The organism is Acidithiobacillus sp. M4-SHS-6, assembly GCF_047421495.1.
Classification (GTDB): Bacteria; Pseudomonadota; Gammaproteobacteria; order Acidithiobacillales; family Acidithiobacillaceae; genus Acidithiobacillus.
On sequence record NZ_CP175559.1, the window covers coordinates 25,519 to 40,013 of the forward strand.

Here is a 14,495-nt window from a genome sequence, read left to right on the forward strand (position 1 = left end):
CTTGCGGTTGATATCAGATATGTCACTACAGCCGAAGGGCAGCAGGGTTCCGTTCATCAAAAATGCGCCCGGGAGCAAGGGCTGGTTGCCGCCTATGCGCTGTGTAACACGCTAATGAAATGGTCGTTAACCAACGGCTTACAAATTTTCCAGGGGGACCACGATGGATTCTCCCTGAGCCCGTTTTTCTATCCGCCGAGCAGCGTCCTGAAGGAAGGGGATCCAATCCTCTTTGAGTCGGTTGAGGGGCGCTGAGATGCTCAAGCCGCAATGACAAGGTAAAGTCGTACGGACCAGTACTGCCAAGCATCCTACACCGATTTCCGCTTCTTCCTCATCACGGGCAAAGCCAAGCTGCAAAGCATCTTCTATGTTTTTCCATAGAGACGGGTAATCGTGCAGGGTATGATCAGTCAGGGCAGGCAATCCTGTCCGTGCGGCATAAGCCTGAGTCCAGGTTTTACCTTGTTCAGCAAGCATCAACTTCCCCACAGCTGTCGTATGGAGGGGGGCACGGCTACCAATGACTTGTTCTACCCGCATCATCCTGGATGATGAAACTCTCTCCACATAGAGTACGTCATCCCCTTGGCGCACGCTGAGATTAACGGTTTCGTTCACTTGATCCCGCAACCAGACCATGACCGGTTTGGCAATGGTTCGCAGATCAATTTTTCCGTAGGTCAGCCGTCCCCATTCTGCGAGACGGTCACCAAAACGATACAGCCCCGTTTCATCGCGTACCAGTAAGCCATTGCTTTGAGCCGCCGCCAGTATTCTGAACGCGGTTGAAGGTGCTAACCCGGTCACCGCTGCCAAGACTTTTAACGAGGCGCGGCCGCCCTCCTTGGCAAGGACGTCCAATAAAAAAATCAGGCGATCAATGACCTGGACTGAAGGTAAGGAGTCGGACATAATGCGTTTCCATATGGTGGAACAATTCCCTCATTGCGGAATTTAAACCCGGCGGCTAAGATAGTAAAGAGTTTACCTTCTCAATGAGCCCTGAAAGTACCTGCTGCTGCCCCATGACGAGGTCGACGAGTCGAAGCGGCTCGTCGATTACCTGTACTTTGAAATCACAGGCTAATCCCTTAATCCAGCCGCAACCAGCCCTTGCGGTAAAAAAGCCAGGCGATGAGTGCTTCCACCAGAATCAGTCCCCCGGTGACGGCAACAAACCCGTAGCGCCAATGGGGGAGCGGACCGAGGGGGACATTCATGGCTGCCGCGCCGGGAATAAACAGTGGGATGGTGACCAGAATAATCAGTGCCGCCATGAACTTGAACAAATGATTCACGTTGTTGTGCACCACATAGGCGTAGGATTCCAGCAGTTCATTGATGGTTTCCTGGTCGCTGTCCACCTGATCCCGGACCTGGGACAGCTCAATGCGGGTATCTTCATGAATATCCAGCAGGTCATGATCTTCCTTGGGAAGAAAAAGGGCGATTTCGCTGACCACATATTCCAGTTGCAGCAAGCCCAGATCCAGCGCCAGCAGCCGGTCATGAATATCCAGCCCCCGATACACCACATCATGGCGCTGGGCCTGACGTAGATCCCGCTCCACCATCGCCATTTCCCGGGCGACGGCGCGGGCGGTGGGCAAATACAGCCGGGTGACTTCGGCGATGATGCGCAGCACGAGCTCCCAGCGCTTGCGGGGTTTGTCCGGATCAATGAGCTGATTGAGAAAGGGGATTTCCTGATCGGCCAGGGTCACGAAGTAACCCGGCGCAAAATACACGCTGAGGGGTACCAGGGAAAACTGGCCGATGCGCCCGTCTTCCGGTATGGGCACCTGAAACTGCAGGGAAATCAGGCGCTCTTCCTTGATCAGGGGACGTGAGGCCTCGCCTTCCAGACGCTTGCGCAAAAAGCTTTCCGGGATGTCGAGGGTCATGGCGGCCTGACTCAATTCCAGAGACGTAGGATTGACCAGCGCCATCCAGCTACGCCGGTTGGCGTTGCCGGAAAGCAGGCAGTCGCGAGTAATCCGCAGCATCAGTCGGCCCTCTCCTACATGGCAAAAAACCCATGTTTTCGCGCCCAGATGGCAAATATCAGGGTGGCACCGAAAACATAGGCCAGCAGGCCGAACCACAGGTAATGCCAGTGTTCCAGCGGGAGAATGGTCATCATGTGAAAAGGCATGATGAAAGCAATGGGCATCATCAGCAGGGCCAGCCACACGGTCATGACCTTCATGACGGTATGGGCATTGTTCTGGATGATGCCGTTGTAGGCATTGGTGACGGTCAGATAACGCTCGTAAACCAGATTCACCACATCTTCCATACGCCGTTGCTCGCGCAGGGCTACTTCCAGCAAGGCATACGCGGGCACCTCACCGGGGGTGGCACGCAAGGCGTCGCGCAAAATCAATCCCGATTCCCGCAAGGCAATGACCAGTTCTCCCAGATCCCGGTTGAGTACCACAATCTGCCGCAATTCGTTGTTGCCCATGGCGGTTTTCAGGGCCAGGCGCAACTCCTGCAAGCGATCCACCAGTACCCGGGCGACCCGTTCATGGCTGTAGATGCTGTTGAGCAGCATTCTTTGCAGGAGATCATTGCCCTGATCCTGCTGGAGGGCCCCGAGCCAGTCCTGTTTCAGCATGGACAGCAAGGCCTCTTCGCCGAGGAGAACCAGGTGGCCGGGGTGTTCATGATGCAGGGTCAGGGTGCTGATCCGGGCCACCGTTCCGAAGCGGGCATCTTCTTCCAGCATGGCCACGGGCAGACGCAGGGAGATCTCCTCGCCTTCACAGTAAAGCCGTTGATCTTCACTTTGGCGCAGCCAGCTTCCCAACCCGCTGCAGGACAAGGCCTGTTCAGGGTCCAGCAAAAACAGCCCCGGACCGCTGCAGCCATCTCTGGCCGTCCAGGTTCCGGTCTGGGGGTCGTAGAACTGGGCGGTCATGAGCGTATCAGATCCAGTCTTTTTTGCGGAAAAAAACGAAGAGCAATCCGGAAATCAGAAAGCCCCCGCCCATCAGGACCGGCCAGGCATAGGTCCAGTCCTGCAGGGGGAGAGGAACGTTCATGCCATAAATACTCGCAACGGTGGCCGGTGAGGCCACCACCACCGTCCATGCCGTAATGATTTTCAGGGTGTTGCTGATGTTGTTCTGGAGCACGCCGACATAGGCATCCATCATGTTGGTAATGGTGGACGCGTAAATTTCGGTCATGTCCCGGGCCTGTTGCAGATCAATCAGGGCATCGGCGATGTCTTCGAGATCGTCGGCATTCTGCCCCAGCATGGGCAGGCGCAGGGTTTGTTGTGCCACCGAGATATTTCCCTTGAGCGCGGCGGAAAACAGGATCAGGCTTTTGTTCAGGGCCAGGAGCCGGAAAAATTCGTTGTTGTTTTGGGAGTGACGGAGAATTTTCTCCGTGGCGGCAATTTCCGCGTTGATGATGCGCAGCGCCCGCAGAAAATCCCGGGCGATAGCCTGAAAGATTTCCGCCAGCAAACCCCGGACGCTCAGGATCTTGCCGCGTTGCCGCTGGTTGCGTAATTCATCCCATAAGGCCAGGGGATGGGCGCTGGCCGTCACCATCTGCTGCGGGAGCAGCCAGAGGCCCACCGGCAAGGTTCGAAAGCGTAATTCGGCATCTTCCTGCATGGGCGCCGGCACCTTGAGAATGATCAGGGCGACCTCGCCGTCCCGTTCCAGTCGGGGACGCTCGTCTTCGTCAGATACGTCCTGAAACAGGTAATCGGGGACTTGCAGATGTTTGGCGACAAATTCCAGTTCGGCATGGCTGGGGGCGACGACCTGAATCCAGGTGGCGCGAGGCGGCCATTGAAAACCATCGGTGATTTCCAGTTGGGCATCGGTTTTGTCGTCAAACCAGTGCAGCATTCTGCCTCTCCTTTTGCGGTGTACGCCCCATCAGATCCAGCCCTTGCGCTTGAAAAATGCCGCCAAACCCCCGGCAATGCTTAAACCCAACAATAATATCACCCAGAAAATCCAGTGGGTTTTCTGAAAAGGCAGGGTGGTATTCACGCCGTACAGGGTGGCGAACATGCTCGGCACATAAAAGACCATGGCCAGCACGGTCACCACTTTCAGACCATGGTTGATGTTGTTTTGCACCATCCCGGCGTAGGCATCCATCATGGAGGTGCTGGTGCCGGCGTAAACCCGGGCCCGTTCATGGGCAACCTGCAACTCCAGTAACGCCGTGTCCACCTGCCGAGTAGCGGGCAGATCATCGCGAATTTCCGCCAGTCGCGAAATCTTGAAGGCGGTGGCAATATTGCCGACCAGGGCCACTTCAAAGCGGGTCAGACTTTTGCTGATTTCCAGCAGGGTGAAAAAGTCGCTATTACTCTGGGTCCAGTCCAATTGCCGCTCGTTTTCGTGAATGGCCTTGTTGAGTTGCTGTAACGCCTCTTCATAACTCTGGGCCAGAATTTTCAGAATGGCCGCGAGAATCTCGATGCTTTCCGGAGGGCTGGAAAGATGTTCCATCTGCGCAAAAAAAGAAGAGAGGGTTGGCAGTTCTTCCGCCAGTACCGTAGTCAGGTTTTGCTGGTGCAGGATCATTCCCAAAGGGCGCAAGGTCCAGGCATCTTCCCCCAGCCCGCTTACCGGAAACTGCAAGGTCAGGAATACCCGTCCTTGTTCTCGGCGCAACCAGGAGCGCTCATCCGGGTCCAGAATATCCTGGGCAAAATCCCAGTCATCGGCGAGTTGCCCCGCCTCAACCCAGTCTGCGGGCCGAGGTGCCGTCAGATGTTGCCAGCTTTTCACGCGCACCGGATGGCGCGCTGTTTCCGAATGAACGGTGCTGTCTGTTTCTGCTGGGGGAAACACATCCATGGATGCTCTCCAGTTCAGAGTCGGGCGTTAGGGGCACCAGTGTCCGGCAGTTTCCCGATGCGGGGTCTTCGGCCGGAACAACTTGGAGCGCAGGACGGAGGCTTTTATACTGGACTTCCGTGTCGACTGTAAAGGAAATTCCGCTGTGAGCCCCGTGCACTCTGCAACTGATAGTAAAGCTTTTATCCCTCTTGCCCTCGCTATCCTCACGGTTTCCGACAGCCGCACCCCGGAAACCGACAAGTCCGGAGACAAAATTGCCGAACTTGCTGAGGCCGCCGGCCATCGTCTGGCCGCCCGTTGCATATTGCCCGATGACGCCCAGGTATTGCGCCAGCAGATGCAGGACTGGATTGCCGATCCGGTCATTGATGTGATTATTGCGACCGGAGGGACGGGGGTGACGGGGCGGGATGTGACGCCCGAGGCCCTCGCGCCCCTCATCAGCAAGCCCATCCCCGGCTTTGGGGAGCTGTTCCGCATGCTGTCCTATGAAGAAATCGGCACCAGCACCATTCAGTCCCGGGCCGAAGCGGCCATCTGTGCGGGAACCATCGTCTTTTTACTGCCGGGTTCTACCGGAGGAGTGCGCCTGGGAATGGAGGCGATCATCATTCCTCAGCTGGATATCCGCCATCGTCCCTGTAATTTGAGCGAATTATTGCCGCGTATTCGCCATGAACACTGATGGCGGCCATGTCTGAAGACGAGCAGCAACGCCAGCAGCGCTGGAGAGCCTGTTATGCGGAAAGTGCGCGGGATGCAGCCCCGCCGCCCTTGCCCTTGCTCGAGGCGCAGGTGGGTCTGTTGCCGACGGCGGGGACAGCCCTGGATCTGGCCTGTGGGCGGGGCGGGAACGCCCTGTTTCTAGCGAAGCAAGGGTTGGAAACCTGGGCCTGGGATTATGCTGACGCGGCCATCCTGGCGCTCCAGCAACAGGCAACGGGTCAGCCCAGGCTGCACCCCGAATATCGGGACGTGCTGGCGCAGCCGCCGCAAGCGGCGGCCTTTGATGTGATCGTCGTCGCCCATTTTCTGCATCGGCCTCTTTTTCCCATATTGGCACGGGCGTTGAAGCCCAAGGGATTATTGTTTTATGAGACCTGGGCCGGCCCTTATGCCGGGCGCGGTCCCCAAAATCCGGACTTTCGACTGCGGCCGGGAGAGTTGGAAAAGGCTTTTCCAGATTTGCAGCGCTTGATTTATCACGAAGAAAGTGATCGCGCTGCGGGTGTCTGGAAGGCCTAAGATATTGCAAAAACGGCCTCTTGGCGCAGATAATCGAAAGATGCAAAACGAATTTGATGTCATTGTCGTCGGCGGTGGGCATGCCGGCACCGAGGCTGCCGCAGCCGCAGCCCGCTTGGGTGTGCGCACCCTGCTCCTGACCCAGAATCTGGATACCATTGGCCAGATGTCCTGCAATCCGGCCATTGGCGGCATCGGTAAAGGGCATCTGGTCAAGGAAATTGACGCGCTGGGGGGGATCATGGCCCTGGCCATCGATCAGGCGGGCATCCAGTTTCGCACCTTGAATGCCAGCAAGGGTCCCGCGGTGCGGGCCACCCGGGCCCAGGCCGACCGCAGTCTCTACAAACGGGCGGTACGGCGTCTGCTCGAAAACATCCCCAACCTGTATCTGTTTCAGGGGATGGCGGGTGATTTGCTGATGGAACAGGACCGCCTCGCCGGGGTGCGGATGGAAACCGGCCTGGAGCTGCGTGCCGGGCAGGTGATTCTGACCACCGGTACCTTTCTGGGGGGGCGTGTGCACATGGGTGACCAGAATTATGCGGCAGGCCGGGCCGGTGATCCGCCTTCCAATGCCCTCTCCCAGCGTTTGCGGGAAATGGCCTTTCCCGTGGCCCGCCTGAAAACCGGCACGCCGCCCCGCATTGATGGGCGCAGCATCGATTATACGCTGCTCGAAGCGCAGCCCGGTGATAATCCCATCCCGGCCTTTTCCTTCATGACCCGGCAGGTGAATGTCCCCCAGCTTGCCTGTCATATCACCCATACCAATGCCCGCACCCATGAAATCATCGCTGCCAATTTGCATCTGTCAGCCATGTATGGCGGGCATATCCAGTCCGTAGGACCACGCTACTGCCCGTCCATTGAAGACAAGGTGGTGCGTTTTGCCGAAAAAACCGCCCACCAGATTTTTCTGGAGCCGGAAGGGCTGGATACCCACGAGGTCTATCCCAACGGTATTTCCACCAGCTTGCCCTTCCCGGTGCAGGTGGATCTGGTGCGCAGCATGCGGGGTCTGGAAAATGCGGTTTTGCTGCGCCCTGGCTATGCCATCGAATATGATTTTCTCGACCCGCGCGATCTGTATCCCAGCCTCGAAAGTCAGCGTCTGCCGGGACTGTTTTGTGCCGGCCAGATCAATGGCACTACGGGTTACGAAGAGGCGGCAGCCCAGGGCCTGCTGGCCGGCCTGAATGCGGCACGTCGGGCCCGGTCCCAATCCGCCTGGGTGCCGGGACGCCATGAAGCCTATTTGGGAGTCATGGTGGACGATCTGGTCACCCGGGGGCTGGACGAGCCCTATCGCATGTTTACCAGCCGGGCGGAGTATCGCCTGCAGTTGCGCGAGGACAATGCGGATTTGCGCCTGACGCCTCAAGGTCGGGAACTGGGGCTGGTGGACGAGGCCCGCTGGACGGCCTTCGGCCGCAAGCAGGAAGCGCTGGAAAGCGAGCGTGAGCGCTTCCGCAACCTGCGTATTCGTCCCGAAGACCCGGCTGCGGAACGCATTGCCGCGCATCTGGGCCAGCCCCTCGGTCGGGACGTGACCGCCTTGGAGCTGCTGCGCCGACCGGACTGGGATTATGTCCGTCTGACAGAGGCTTTGGCCTTGCCTGGCTGTGCGGATTCCCGGGTGAGTGAGCAGTTGGAGATTGAGTGCAAATATTCGGGTTATATCGCCCGGCAGCAGGATGAAATTGCGCGTGCTGCCCGCTGGGAGGGGATGAGCATCCCCGAGGATATGGACTATAGCGATGTGCGTGGCTTGTCCACCGAGGTGATGCAACGCCTGAGTCGGCAACGCCCCCAGACCATTGGCCTCGCCAGTCGCATCCCCGGGGTGACGCCCGCCGCCATATCTCTGTTGCTGATTCACGTGAAACGTCGCAGCCTCTTGCAGGCGGGTTGATGCCGCCGCCTTCTGCCGCACTGCTGACCCAAATCCTGGATGCGGGGCTCGCAGACATGCAACAGGAGGGGATTACTCCAGAGCAGCGTTCATTGCTGCTGGATTATGTCCTCCTCCTGCAGCGCTGGAATGCGACCCACAATCTGACGGCGGTGCGCGACCCTCGCGATATGATTCCTCGCCATATTCTCGACAGTTTGGCCGTTTTACCTTTTCTGGATCAGGGGTCGGTGGTGGACATCGGCAGCGGTGCCGGTTTGCCGGGAATTCCGCTGGCTATCTGCCGACCTGCACAGGATTTCACGCTGGTGGAACCGGCGGCCAAAAGAGTGGCATTTTTACGCAGTGTCGTCGCCGAACTCGGCCTGGCGAACGTGCAAATTGCGCCCATGACCAGCGAGCATTACCAGCCAGAGATTTTGCCCGACTGGATTATCAGCCGTGCCACCGCTCCTCTGGCAAGGCTGGACAAGATGACGAACCATCTCCAGGGGCCGCAGAGCGTCGTCCTCGCCCTGAAGGGTCCCGGCGTGGAAGAGGAACTGGCCGACTGGCCGCGCGCCAGTTCCCTGGACATTCACCGTCATGACCTCCATATCCCCGGCCTGCCCACCCGAAAGCTCTTGATTTGGACAAGTCCTGTGCGGGTGCCCTAGCCCCCCGCGAGTGGACAGGGTATTCTTGCGAGATTGCAGGCTGCACCGGAAATCATCCCAAAAAACATGCGTACAGTTGCCGTTGCCAATCAAAAAGGCGGTGTGGGAAAAACCACGACCGCCGTCAATCTGGCTGCCGGACTTGCCCAGAATGGCAAGCGGGTGCTGCTGGTTGATCTGGATCCGCAAGCGAATGCCAGCACCGGCCTCGGGCAGGTGGGCAACGCGGCGGCCAGTATTTATCACGTACTGCTCGGGGAGTTGCCCCTCTCCGCGGTCCTGCAGGCGGTGTCCCCCGCCGGACTTTTTCTGGCGCCTTCCAGCCCGGATCTGGCGGGTGCCGAAGTGGAAATCTATCCCCGGCCTGATCGGGAACAGTACCTGAAAAGCGCGCTGACCGGGGCGGCAGATTTTGATTATGTGCTGATTGACTGCCCCCCTGCCCTGAATATGTTGACCATCAATGCCTTGGTAGCGGCGGACAGCGTGTTGATTCCCATGCAGTGCGAATATTATGCCCTGGAGGGCCTCACCCAGTTGCTGAATACGGTTCGGCGCGTTCGTGCCCAGCTCAATCCGCGTCTGCAGGTGGATGGCTTGTTGCGTACCATGTTCGATAATCGGAACCGTCTTTCTTCAGAGGTCGGGCAAGAGCTGGAGCGGCATTTTCCCGACAAGCTCTACCAGATGGTCATTCCCCGTAATATCCGGCTGGCCGAAGCCCCCAGTTTCGGGCAGGCCGCTTTGGAATATGACCCCTCCTGTGCAGGGGCCATCGCGTATCAGGGATTGGCCAGAGAATTTCTGCAGCGGGAGGAAAACCCATGAAACGGGTCGGTTTGGGCCGGGGCTTGGACGCCCTGTTTGCCAGTGAAGATTCCACTGCCGGAACCATGCGCGAGATTCCCGTGGATTTGCTGCAAAGGGGACGTTATCAGCCCCGTGGGCTGATTTCCGAATCTTCCCTGCAAGAGTTGGCAGAATCCATTCGTCATCAGGGGGTCGTCCAGCCCATTGTGGTGCGTGCGGTGGGGGGCGGGCGTTATGAAATCGTCGCGGGAGAGCGGCGCTGGCGGGCTGCACAGATCGCCGGACTGACCCAGATTCCCGCTGTGGTGCGTGACTGTGGTGATGAACAGGCACTGGCCATCGGCATCATCGAGAATATCCAGCGCCAGGACCTGAATCCCCTCGAAGAAGCCCTGGCATTGCAACGCCTGCTGGATGAATTTGGTCTCAGCCATGAAGCGCTGGCGGCCAGTCTCGGGCGCTCTCGGGCGGCCATCAGTAACCAGCTGCGTCTTTTGCGTCTGGCCGCCGCAATCCATCCCCATGTGGAAAGTGGAGCATTGAGTGCCGGCCATGCCCGCGCCTTGCTGACCCTGGACGAAGCGCAACAACAGGCGCTGGCGGAGCGGGTGGTGCGCGAAAATCTCAGCGTCCGGGCCACCGAAAAGCTTGTCCAAAAAGCACTGAAGCCGCCTGCGCCGCCCCCGGAAGCCGATCCCAACCGGGCTGCGCTGGCGGCGCTCATTCAATCCAGCCTGGGTCTCGGGGTCGATTTGCGACCCTGTGGTCAGGGCGGGGAGTTGCGCATCCGCTGGGAAAATCCGGAACAGGAAGCCATGCTCCTGCAACGCCTGGGCGTGACGCTGGATGAAAATGAAATCTGATGGAAATCTGATGGTATGCTCTTGACGCTCGGCATCTGCGTGTTTAGACTCCGCCTGTATTTGAGTTTTGCCCATTGAAAGAGCAAGAAAAACAGATGGGCATGGTGAACTTCTCGTCCTATGTGGGGCGAGTCACTGCGACGGTATTGACGTTGGCCCTGTTTCTGGCTGCCTTGCTGGCTTGGCGCTGGGGACGACAAGAAGCTTACGCGCTACTATTTGCGGCATTTTTGAGCGTTATCAACATGCTCATCCTGGGTGGTCGCCTGATCGCGCTCCCTGCATCTACGCATATCGCCGCACGGCGCTTGGGTGGAGCGGTGTTGCAGCGCTGGATCATCACCATACTGGGTCTCATCTTGGCAATTTTCTGGCTGCATCTGCCCATTATCGGGCTGGTTGCCGGGTTTTTGCTGGCTCATTTCGTATTTTTGGCATTTCTGATGCGGGAACGCATCAGGCAAAGGAGTTAAGCGTGGCATCAGGCGATATCGCCCATCACCTCCTCAACTGGACCGTGGGTTCCGGTTTCTGGACTTTTGATCTGGACAGCATTGTCATGGGCTGGATCATGGCCGCCATTCTGGTCATCACCGGGATGGTGGTTGGCGCAAAACTACAGACCAACACCCCCAGCGGAATGCAGAACTGGCTGGAGGGGGTCGTCGATTTCATCGATGATCTGGTCCAGGGCAGTTTCCCGGTCAAGGATCCGCTGATCGCACCCATAGCCATCACGGTTTTTTTGTGGATCCTGCTGATGAACAGCCTGGACGTGATCCCTGCCTATCTTCCCGGCATCGTGGCGCACTGGTTCGGCATTAGCGAATTCCGCATTACCCCCACGGTCAATCTGAATACCACACTGGGTGTTTCCATCACCGTATTTCTGGTGATGATTGCTACCAATCTACGGGTGAAGGGCTTCGGTTACTTCAAGAATTACCTGACCCACCCATTCGGTATCTGGCTGGCACCCATGAACATCATCATGTCGCTCATCGAAGAAATCACCAAGCCCTTGAGTTTGGGCTTGCGACTGTTTGGCAACATGTTTGCCGGAGAGTTGGTGTTCCTGTTGCTGGCCTTGTTGCCCTGGTGGGGTGAGTTGGTATTGGGTACCGTCTGGTCCCTTTTTGAAGCTTTGATCATTATCCTGCAGGCCTTTATTTTCACCGTGCTGACCGTGGTTTATCTCGGCATGGCGAACATGCAGGATCATTAAAAGTTTACATTATTTCACTTTTGCGACAATTGTAAGGAGTTATCATGGACGCACATACCATTATCGTAGCTGCCACAGCCATTGCAGTCGGTATCATTTTCGGCGCCGCTGGTCTGGGTTCCGCCATTGGCTGGGGCCTGATCACTTCCAAGACCATTGAAGGCATCACCCGTCAGCCCGAAATGCGCCCGCAGTTACTGGTGAACACCTTTATATTCGCTGGCTTGATGGAATCCTTCCCCTTCATCATTCTGGCCTTTGGTTTCTGGTTCCTCTTCGCCAACCCGTTCCTGGGCTGATGCGGGTCCGGGTTGATCCGGCCCACTTGCAAGTGAGGTAGTCATGAATCCAGTAGGTATCAATGGAACACTGATCATACAGCTGATCACCTTCGTCATTCTGGTGGCGTTGTTGTACAAGTATATGTATGGTCCCCTGCGTAAGGTCATGGATGAGCGTCGTGCGAAAATCGCCGATGGACTTGCTGCTGCCGAGCGTGGGAAAGAAGAAATGGCCCTGGCGCAAAAACGTGCAGCAGAAATGTTGCGGGAAGCCAAGGACAAGGCGGCGGAAATCATCGCCAATGCGGAACGACGTGGGGTGGAACTGCGCGAAGAAGCCCAGAGCAAGGCGCGTGAAGAAGCGGATCGGATCATTGCCGGTGCCCGGGCGGAAATCGATGTGGAAACCAATCGTGCGCGCGAGGCTTTGCGTGGTCAGGTGGTGGATCTGGTGGTCGACGGCACCCAGCGTATTTTGCACCGGGAAATTGACCAGAATGCCCATCGCGACATTATCGACCGCATGGTCGCTCAATTGTGAGGGTCTGAAATGGCAGATCTGATCACAGTGGCGCGTCCCTACGCCGAGGCCCTTTTCGGGCTGGCAAAACAATCTGGTCAGCAGCAGGCTTGGGCAGAATCGCTGCAGGTGCTTACGGCCATGGTGGCAGATAGCCAGGCACAGGCGTTTTTGAGCGATCCTGAACGCCCGGCAGCGGACAAGATGGCTTTGCTGGCTACCGCTCCGGTGACGGTTGAGCAGGCTGCGTGGCAGTCTTTTCTTGGGCTTCTGATACAGAATGATCGCTGGCCAGCGGCAGCAGAAATCGCCCAGCTTTTTGACGAAGCCATGCGCCATGACGAAGGGATCGTTGATGTCCTGGTGACCAGCGCGGTCGTCCTGGATGCACAGCAGAAAAGTGCGGTGCAGGCCGCCCTCGAACAGCGTTTCAGCGGTCGCAAGGTCGCTTTTCGTGAGTCGGTAGATGCCTCCCTGATTGGCGGTCTCGTAATTCATACGGGTGATCTCACCATAGATGCTTCCGTGCGTGGACAAGTGCAGCAGCTTGCCCGAACCCTTCGCAGCTAAAGTCTTGAGGAACATAGTATGCAACAACTGAATCCATCGGAAATCAGTGACCTGATCCGCGCACGCATCGCTGGCTTTGAAGGCCGCGTCGAAACGCGCTCCCAGGGCACCATCATCAGCCTGAGCGACGGTATCCTGCGCATTCACGGTCTGGAAGACGTCATGTATGGCGAGATGCTCGAACTCCCCGGCGGCCGCTACGCGCTGGCCATGAATCTGGAACAGGACAATGTCGGCGCCGTGGTACTGGGAGAATTCTCCGGCCTCGAAGAAGGCGACATCGTCAAATGTACCGGTAAGGTCATGCAGGTTCCCATCGGCAAGGAATTGCTGGGGCGCGTCGTCAATGCCCTGGGTCAGCCCATTGACGGCAAGGGTCCGGTTGACGCCAAGGAATTTGACGTGCTCGAAAAAATCGCCCCCGGCGTCGTCGAACGCCAGAGTGTGGACGAACCCATGCAGACCGGCATCAAGTCCATCGATGCCATGGTGCCGATTGGCCGTGGTCAGCGCGAACTGATCATCGGGGACCGTCAGACCGGCAAGACCGCCGTGGCGGTGGATGCCATCATCAACCAAAAAGGCATGGGGGTTCACTGCATTTATGTCGCGATCGGGCAGAAGGCTTCCACCGTGGCGGGTGTAGTCCGCAAGCTGGAAGAGTACGGCGCCATGGAATACACGACGGTGATCGCCGCCAACGCTTCGGAATCCGCCGCCATGCAGTATCTGGCGCCCTATTCCGGCTGCACCATGGGCGAGTTCTTCCGCGATCGCGGTATGGATGCCCTGATCGTCTATGACGATCTGACCAAGCAGGCCTGGGCCTACCGGCAGATTTCCCTGTTGCTGCGCCGTCCACCGGGTCGTGAAGCTTACCCGGGTGATGTGTTCTACCTGCATTCCCGCTTGCTGGAACGTGCCGCAAGGGTCAATGCCGATTTCGTGGAAAAGTTCACCAATGGCGCGGTGAAGGACAAGACCGGCTCACTGACCGCTTTGCCCATCATCGAAACCCAGGCGGGTGACGTTTCCGCCTTCGTGCCCACCAACGTGATTTCCATCACCGACGGCCAGATTTATCTCGAAACCGATTTGTTCAACTCCGGTATTCGTCCGGCCATCAACGCGGGTCTATCCGTATCCCGCGTGGGTGGTGCCGCCCAAACCAAAATCATCAAGAAGCTGGGTGGTGGCATTCGTCTGGATCTGGCGCAATATCGTGAACTGGCTGCTTTCGCCCAGTTTGCCTCGGATCTGGATGAAATCACCCGCAAGCAGATTGAACGCGGCAAGCGGGTCACCGAATTGCTGAAACAGGACCAGTTTGCGCCCATGTCGGTCGCGGAACAGGCCGTATCCCTGTTTGCTGCCGACAGTGGTGCACTGGACGATGTGGAAGTCGCCAAGGTGCGTCCCTTCGAGAAAGCCTTGCTGGCCTACCTGAACAGCAACAACAAGGACTTGATGGCTGGCCTCGAAGAGAAAAAAGAGCTCACCGATGACTTCAAAAAGCAGCTCGACGCAGCAATCAAGCAGTTCAAGTCCAGTTCGACGTACTAGGAG

At 57.7% G+C, this 14,495-nt stretch carries 17 protein-coding genes; 12 read left to right on the plus strand and 5 right to left on the minus strand.

All coding sequences use genetic code 11. The features are described 5' to 3' along the window. Positions 1-138 precede the first annotated feature (138 nt). The 5 genes from ACJU26_RS00110 to ACJU26_RS00130 form a co-directional block, all read right to left on the minus strand. A complete protein-coding gene (locus ACJU26_RS00110; protein ID WP_414040547.1) occupies positions 139-915 on the minus strand; it encodes an IclR family transcriptional regulator in 777 nt (258 codons plus the stop codon). A gap of 179 nt (positions 916-1,094) precedes the next feature. After that, complete coding sequence (locus tag ACJU26_RS00115; protein ID WP_414040548.1) at positions 1,095-2,009, minus strand: CorA family divalent cation transporter; 915 nt, start codon at positions 2,007-2,009, stop codon at positions 1,095-1,097. 14 nt (positions 2,010-2,023) lie between these two features. Continuing rightward, positions 2,024-2,926: a CorA family divalent cation transporter gene (locus ACJU26_RS00120; RefSeq protein WP_414040549.1), complete on the minus strand. Its 903-nt coding sequence runs from the start codon at positions 2,924-2,926 to the stop codon at positions 2,024-2,026. Positions 2,927-2,933: 7 nt separating this feature from the next. Beyond that, the gene (locus ACJU26_RS00125) at positions 2,934-3,875 is read right to left on the minus strand and encodes a magnesium transporter CorA family protein (RefSeq protein WP_414040550.1); all 942 of its coding nucleotides are present in this window, start codon (positions 3,873-3,875) and stop codon (positions 2,934-2,936) included. Positions 3,876-3,905: 30 nt separating this feature from the next. Continuing rightward, positions 3,906-4,841 (minus strand): magnesium transporter CorA family protein, encoded by a 936-nt coding sequence (locus ACJU26_RS00130; RefSeq protein ID WP_414040551.1) that lies wholly within the window; start codon positions 4,839-4,841, stop codon positions 3,906-3,908. 145 nt (positions 4,842-4,986) lie between these two features. Between ACJU26_RS00130 and moaB the strand changes: the two genes are divergently transcribed. From moaB to atpA, 12 genes are all read left to right on the plus strand, one after another. Then, positions 4,987-5,529: a molybdenum cofactor biosynthesis protein B gene (moaB, locus tag ACJU26_RS00135; protein WP_414040552.1), complete on the plus strand. Its 543-nt coding sequence runs from the start codon at positions 4,987-4,989 to the stop codon at positions 5,527-5,529. A gap of 8 nt (positions 5,530-5,537) precedes the next feature. Further along, on the plus strand, positions 5,538-6,089 hold the full coding sequence (locus tag ACJU26_RS00140) for a class I SAM-dependent methyltransferase (protein WP_414040553.1): 552 nt from the start codon (positions 5,538-5,540) through the stop codon (positions 6,087-6,089). A gap of 40 nt (positions 6,090-6,129) precedes the next feature. Further along, entirely contained in the window at positions 6,130-8,004 is a 1,875-nt protein-coding gene (gene mnmG / locus ACJU26_RS00145) for a tRNA uridine-5-carboxymethylaminomethyl(34) synthesis enzyme MnmG (RefSeq protein WP_414040554.1), read from the plus strand. Next, positions 8,004-8,660: a 16S rRNA (guanine(527)-N(7))-methyltransferase RsmG gene (gene rsmG, locus ACJU26_RS00150; protein ID WP_414040555.1), complete on the plus strand. Its 657-nt coding sequence runs from the start codon at positions 8,004-8,006 to the stop codon at positions 8,658-8,660. The genes mnmG and rsmG overlap by 1 nt, the downstream gene beginning before the upstream one ends. Positions 8,661-8,726: 66 nt before the next feature. Further along, a complete protein-coding gene (locus tag ACJU26_RS00155; protein WP_414040556.1) occupies positions 8,727-9,488 on the plus strand; it encodes a ParA family protein in 762 nt (253 codons plus the stop codon). Then, complete coding sequence (locus ACJU26_RS00160; protein ID WP_414040557.1) at positions 9,485-10,333, plus strand: ParB/RepB/Spo0J family partition protein; 849 nt, start codon at positions 9,485-9,487, stop codon at positions 10,331-10,333. Before ACJU26_RS00155 ends, ACJU26_RS00160 begins: the two co-directional genes overlap by 4 nt. Positions 10,334-10,407: 74 nt before the next feature. Continuing rightward, the gene (locus ACJU26_RS00165) at positions 10,408-10,806 is read left to right on the plus strand and encodes a hypothetical protein (protein WP_414040558.1); all 399 of its coding nucleotides are present in this window, start codon (positions 10,408-10,410) and stop codon (positions 10,804-10,806) included. 2 nt (positions 10,807-10,808) lie between these two features. Next, a complete protein-coding gene (gene atpB / locus ACJU26_RS00170; RefSeq protein WP_414040559.1) occupies positions 10,809-11,558 on the plus strand; it encodes a F0F1 ATP synthase subunit A in 750 nt (249 codons plus the stop codon). A gap of 44 nt (positions 11,559-11,602) precedes the next feature. Further along, positions 11,603-11,857, plus strand: a complete 255-nt coding sequence (gene atpE / locus ACJU26_RS00175) for a F0F1 ATP synthase subunit C (protein WP_009561114.1) — start codon at positions 11,603-11,605, stop codon at positions 11,855-11,857. A gap of 43 nt (positions 11,858-11,900) precedes the next feature. Continuing rightward, the gene (atpF, locus tag ACJU26_RS00180) at positions 11,901-12,380 is read left to right on the plus strand and encodes a F0F1 ATP synthase subunit B (protein WP_414040560.1); all 480 of its coding nucleotides are present in this window, start codon (positions 11,901-11,903) and stop codon (positions 12,378-12,380) included. Positions 12,381-12,389: 9 nt separating this feature from the next. Continuing rightward, positions 12,390-12,929 (plus strand): F0F1 ATP synthase subunit delta, encoded by a 540-nt coding sequence (locus tag ACJU26_RS00185; RefSeq protein ID WP_414040561.1) that lies wholly within the window; start codon positions 12,390-12,392, stop codon positions 12,927-12,929. An 18-nt stretch (positions 12,930-12,947) separates the two neighbouring features. After that, positions 12,948-14,492 carry a F0F1 ATP synthase subunit alpha gene (gene atpA / locus ACJU26_RS00190; protein WP_414040562.1) on the plus strand — a complete coding sequence of 515 codons (1,545 nt, stop codon included), beginning with the start codon at positions 12,948-12,950 and terminating at the stop codon, positions 14,490-14,492. Positions 14,493-14,495: the final 3 nt, after the last annotated feature.

Bases quoted from the DNA above. Each gene is read 5' to 3' on its own strand.
- ACJU26_RS00155 (WP_414040556.1), top strand. From the start codon at position 8,727: ATGCGTACAGTTGCCGTTGCCAATCAAAAAGGCGGTGTGGGAAAAACC.
- mnmG (WP_414040554.1), top strand. From the start codon at position 6,130: ATGCAAAACGAATTTGATGTCATTGTCGTCGGCGGTGGGCATGCCGGC.
- rsmG (WP_414040555.1), top strand. From the start codon at position 8,004: ATGCCGCCGCCTTCTGCCGCACTGCTGACCCAAATCCTGGATGCGGGG.
- ACJU26_RS00160 (WP_414040557.1), top strand. From the start codon at position 9,485: ATGAAACGGGTCGGTTTGGGCCGGGGCTTGGACGCCCTGTTTGCCAGT.
- ACJU26_RS00185 (WP_414040561.1), top strand. From the start codon at position 12,390: ATGGCAGATCTGATCACAGTGGCGCGTCCCTACGCCGAGGCCCTTTTC.
- ACJU26_RS00140 (WP_414040553.1), top strand. From the start codon at position 5,538: ATGTCTGAAGACGAGCAGCAACGCCAGCAGCGCTGGAGAGCCTGTTAT.
- atpE (WP_009561114.1), top strand. From the start codon at position 11,603: ATGGACGCACATACCATTATCGTAGCTGCCACAGCCATTGCAGTCGGT.
- atpA (WP_414040562.1), top strand. From the start codon at position 12,948: ATGCAACAACTGAATCCATCGGAAATCAGTGACCTGATCCGCGCACGC.
- ACJU26_RS00125 (WP_414040550.1), bottom strand. From the start codon at position 3,875: ATGCTGCACTGGTTTGACGACAAAACCGATGCCCAACTGGAAATCACC.
- ACJU26_RS00115 (WP_414040548.1), bottom strand. From the start codon at position 2,009: ATGCTGCGGATTACTCGCGACTGCCTGCTTTCCGGCAACGCCAACCGG.
- ACJU26_RS00120 (WP_414040549.1), bottom strand. From the start codon at position 2,926: ATGACCGCCCAGTTCTACGACCCCCAGACCGGAACCTGGACGGCCAGA.
- atpF (WP_414040560.1), top strand. From the start codon at position 11,901: ATGAATCCAGTAGGTATCAATGGAACACTGATCATACAGCTGATCACC.
- ACJU26_RS00110 (WP_414040547.1), bottom strand. From the start codon at position 915: ATGTCCGACTCCTTACCTTCAGTCCAGGTCATTGATCGCCTGATTTTT.
- ACJU26_RS00130 (WP_414040551.1), bottom strand. From the start codon at position 4,841: ATGGATGTGTTTCCCCCAGCAGAAACAGACAGCACCGTTCATTCGGAA.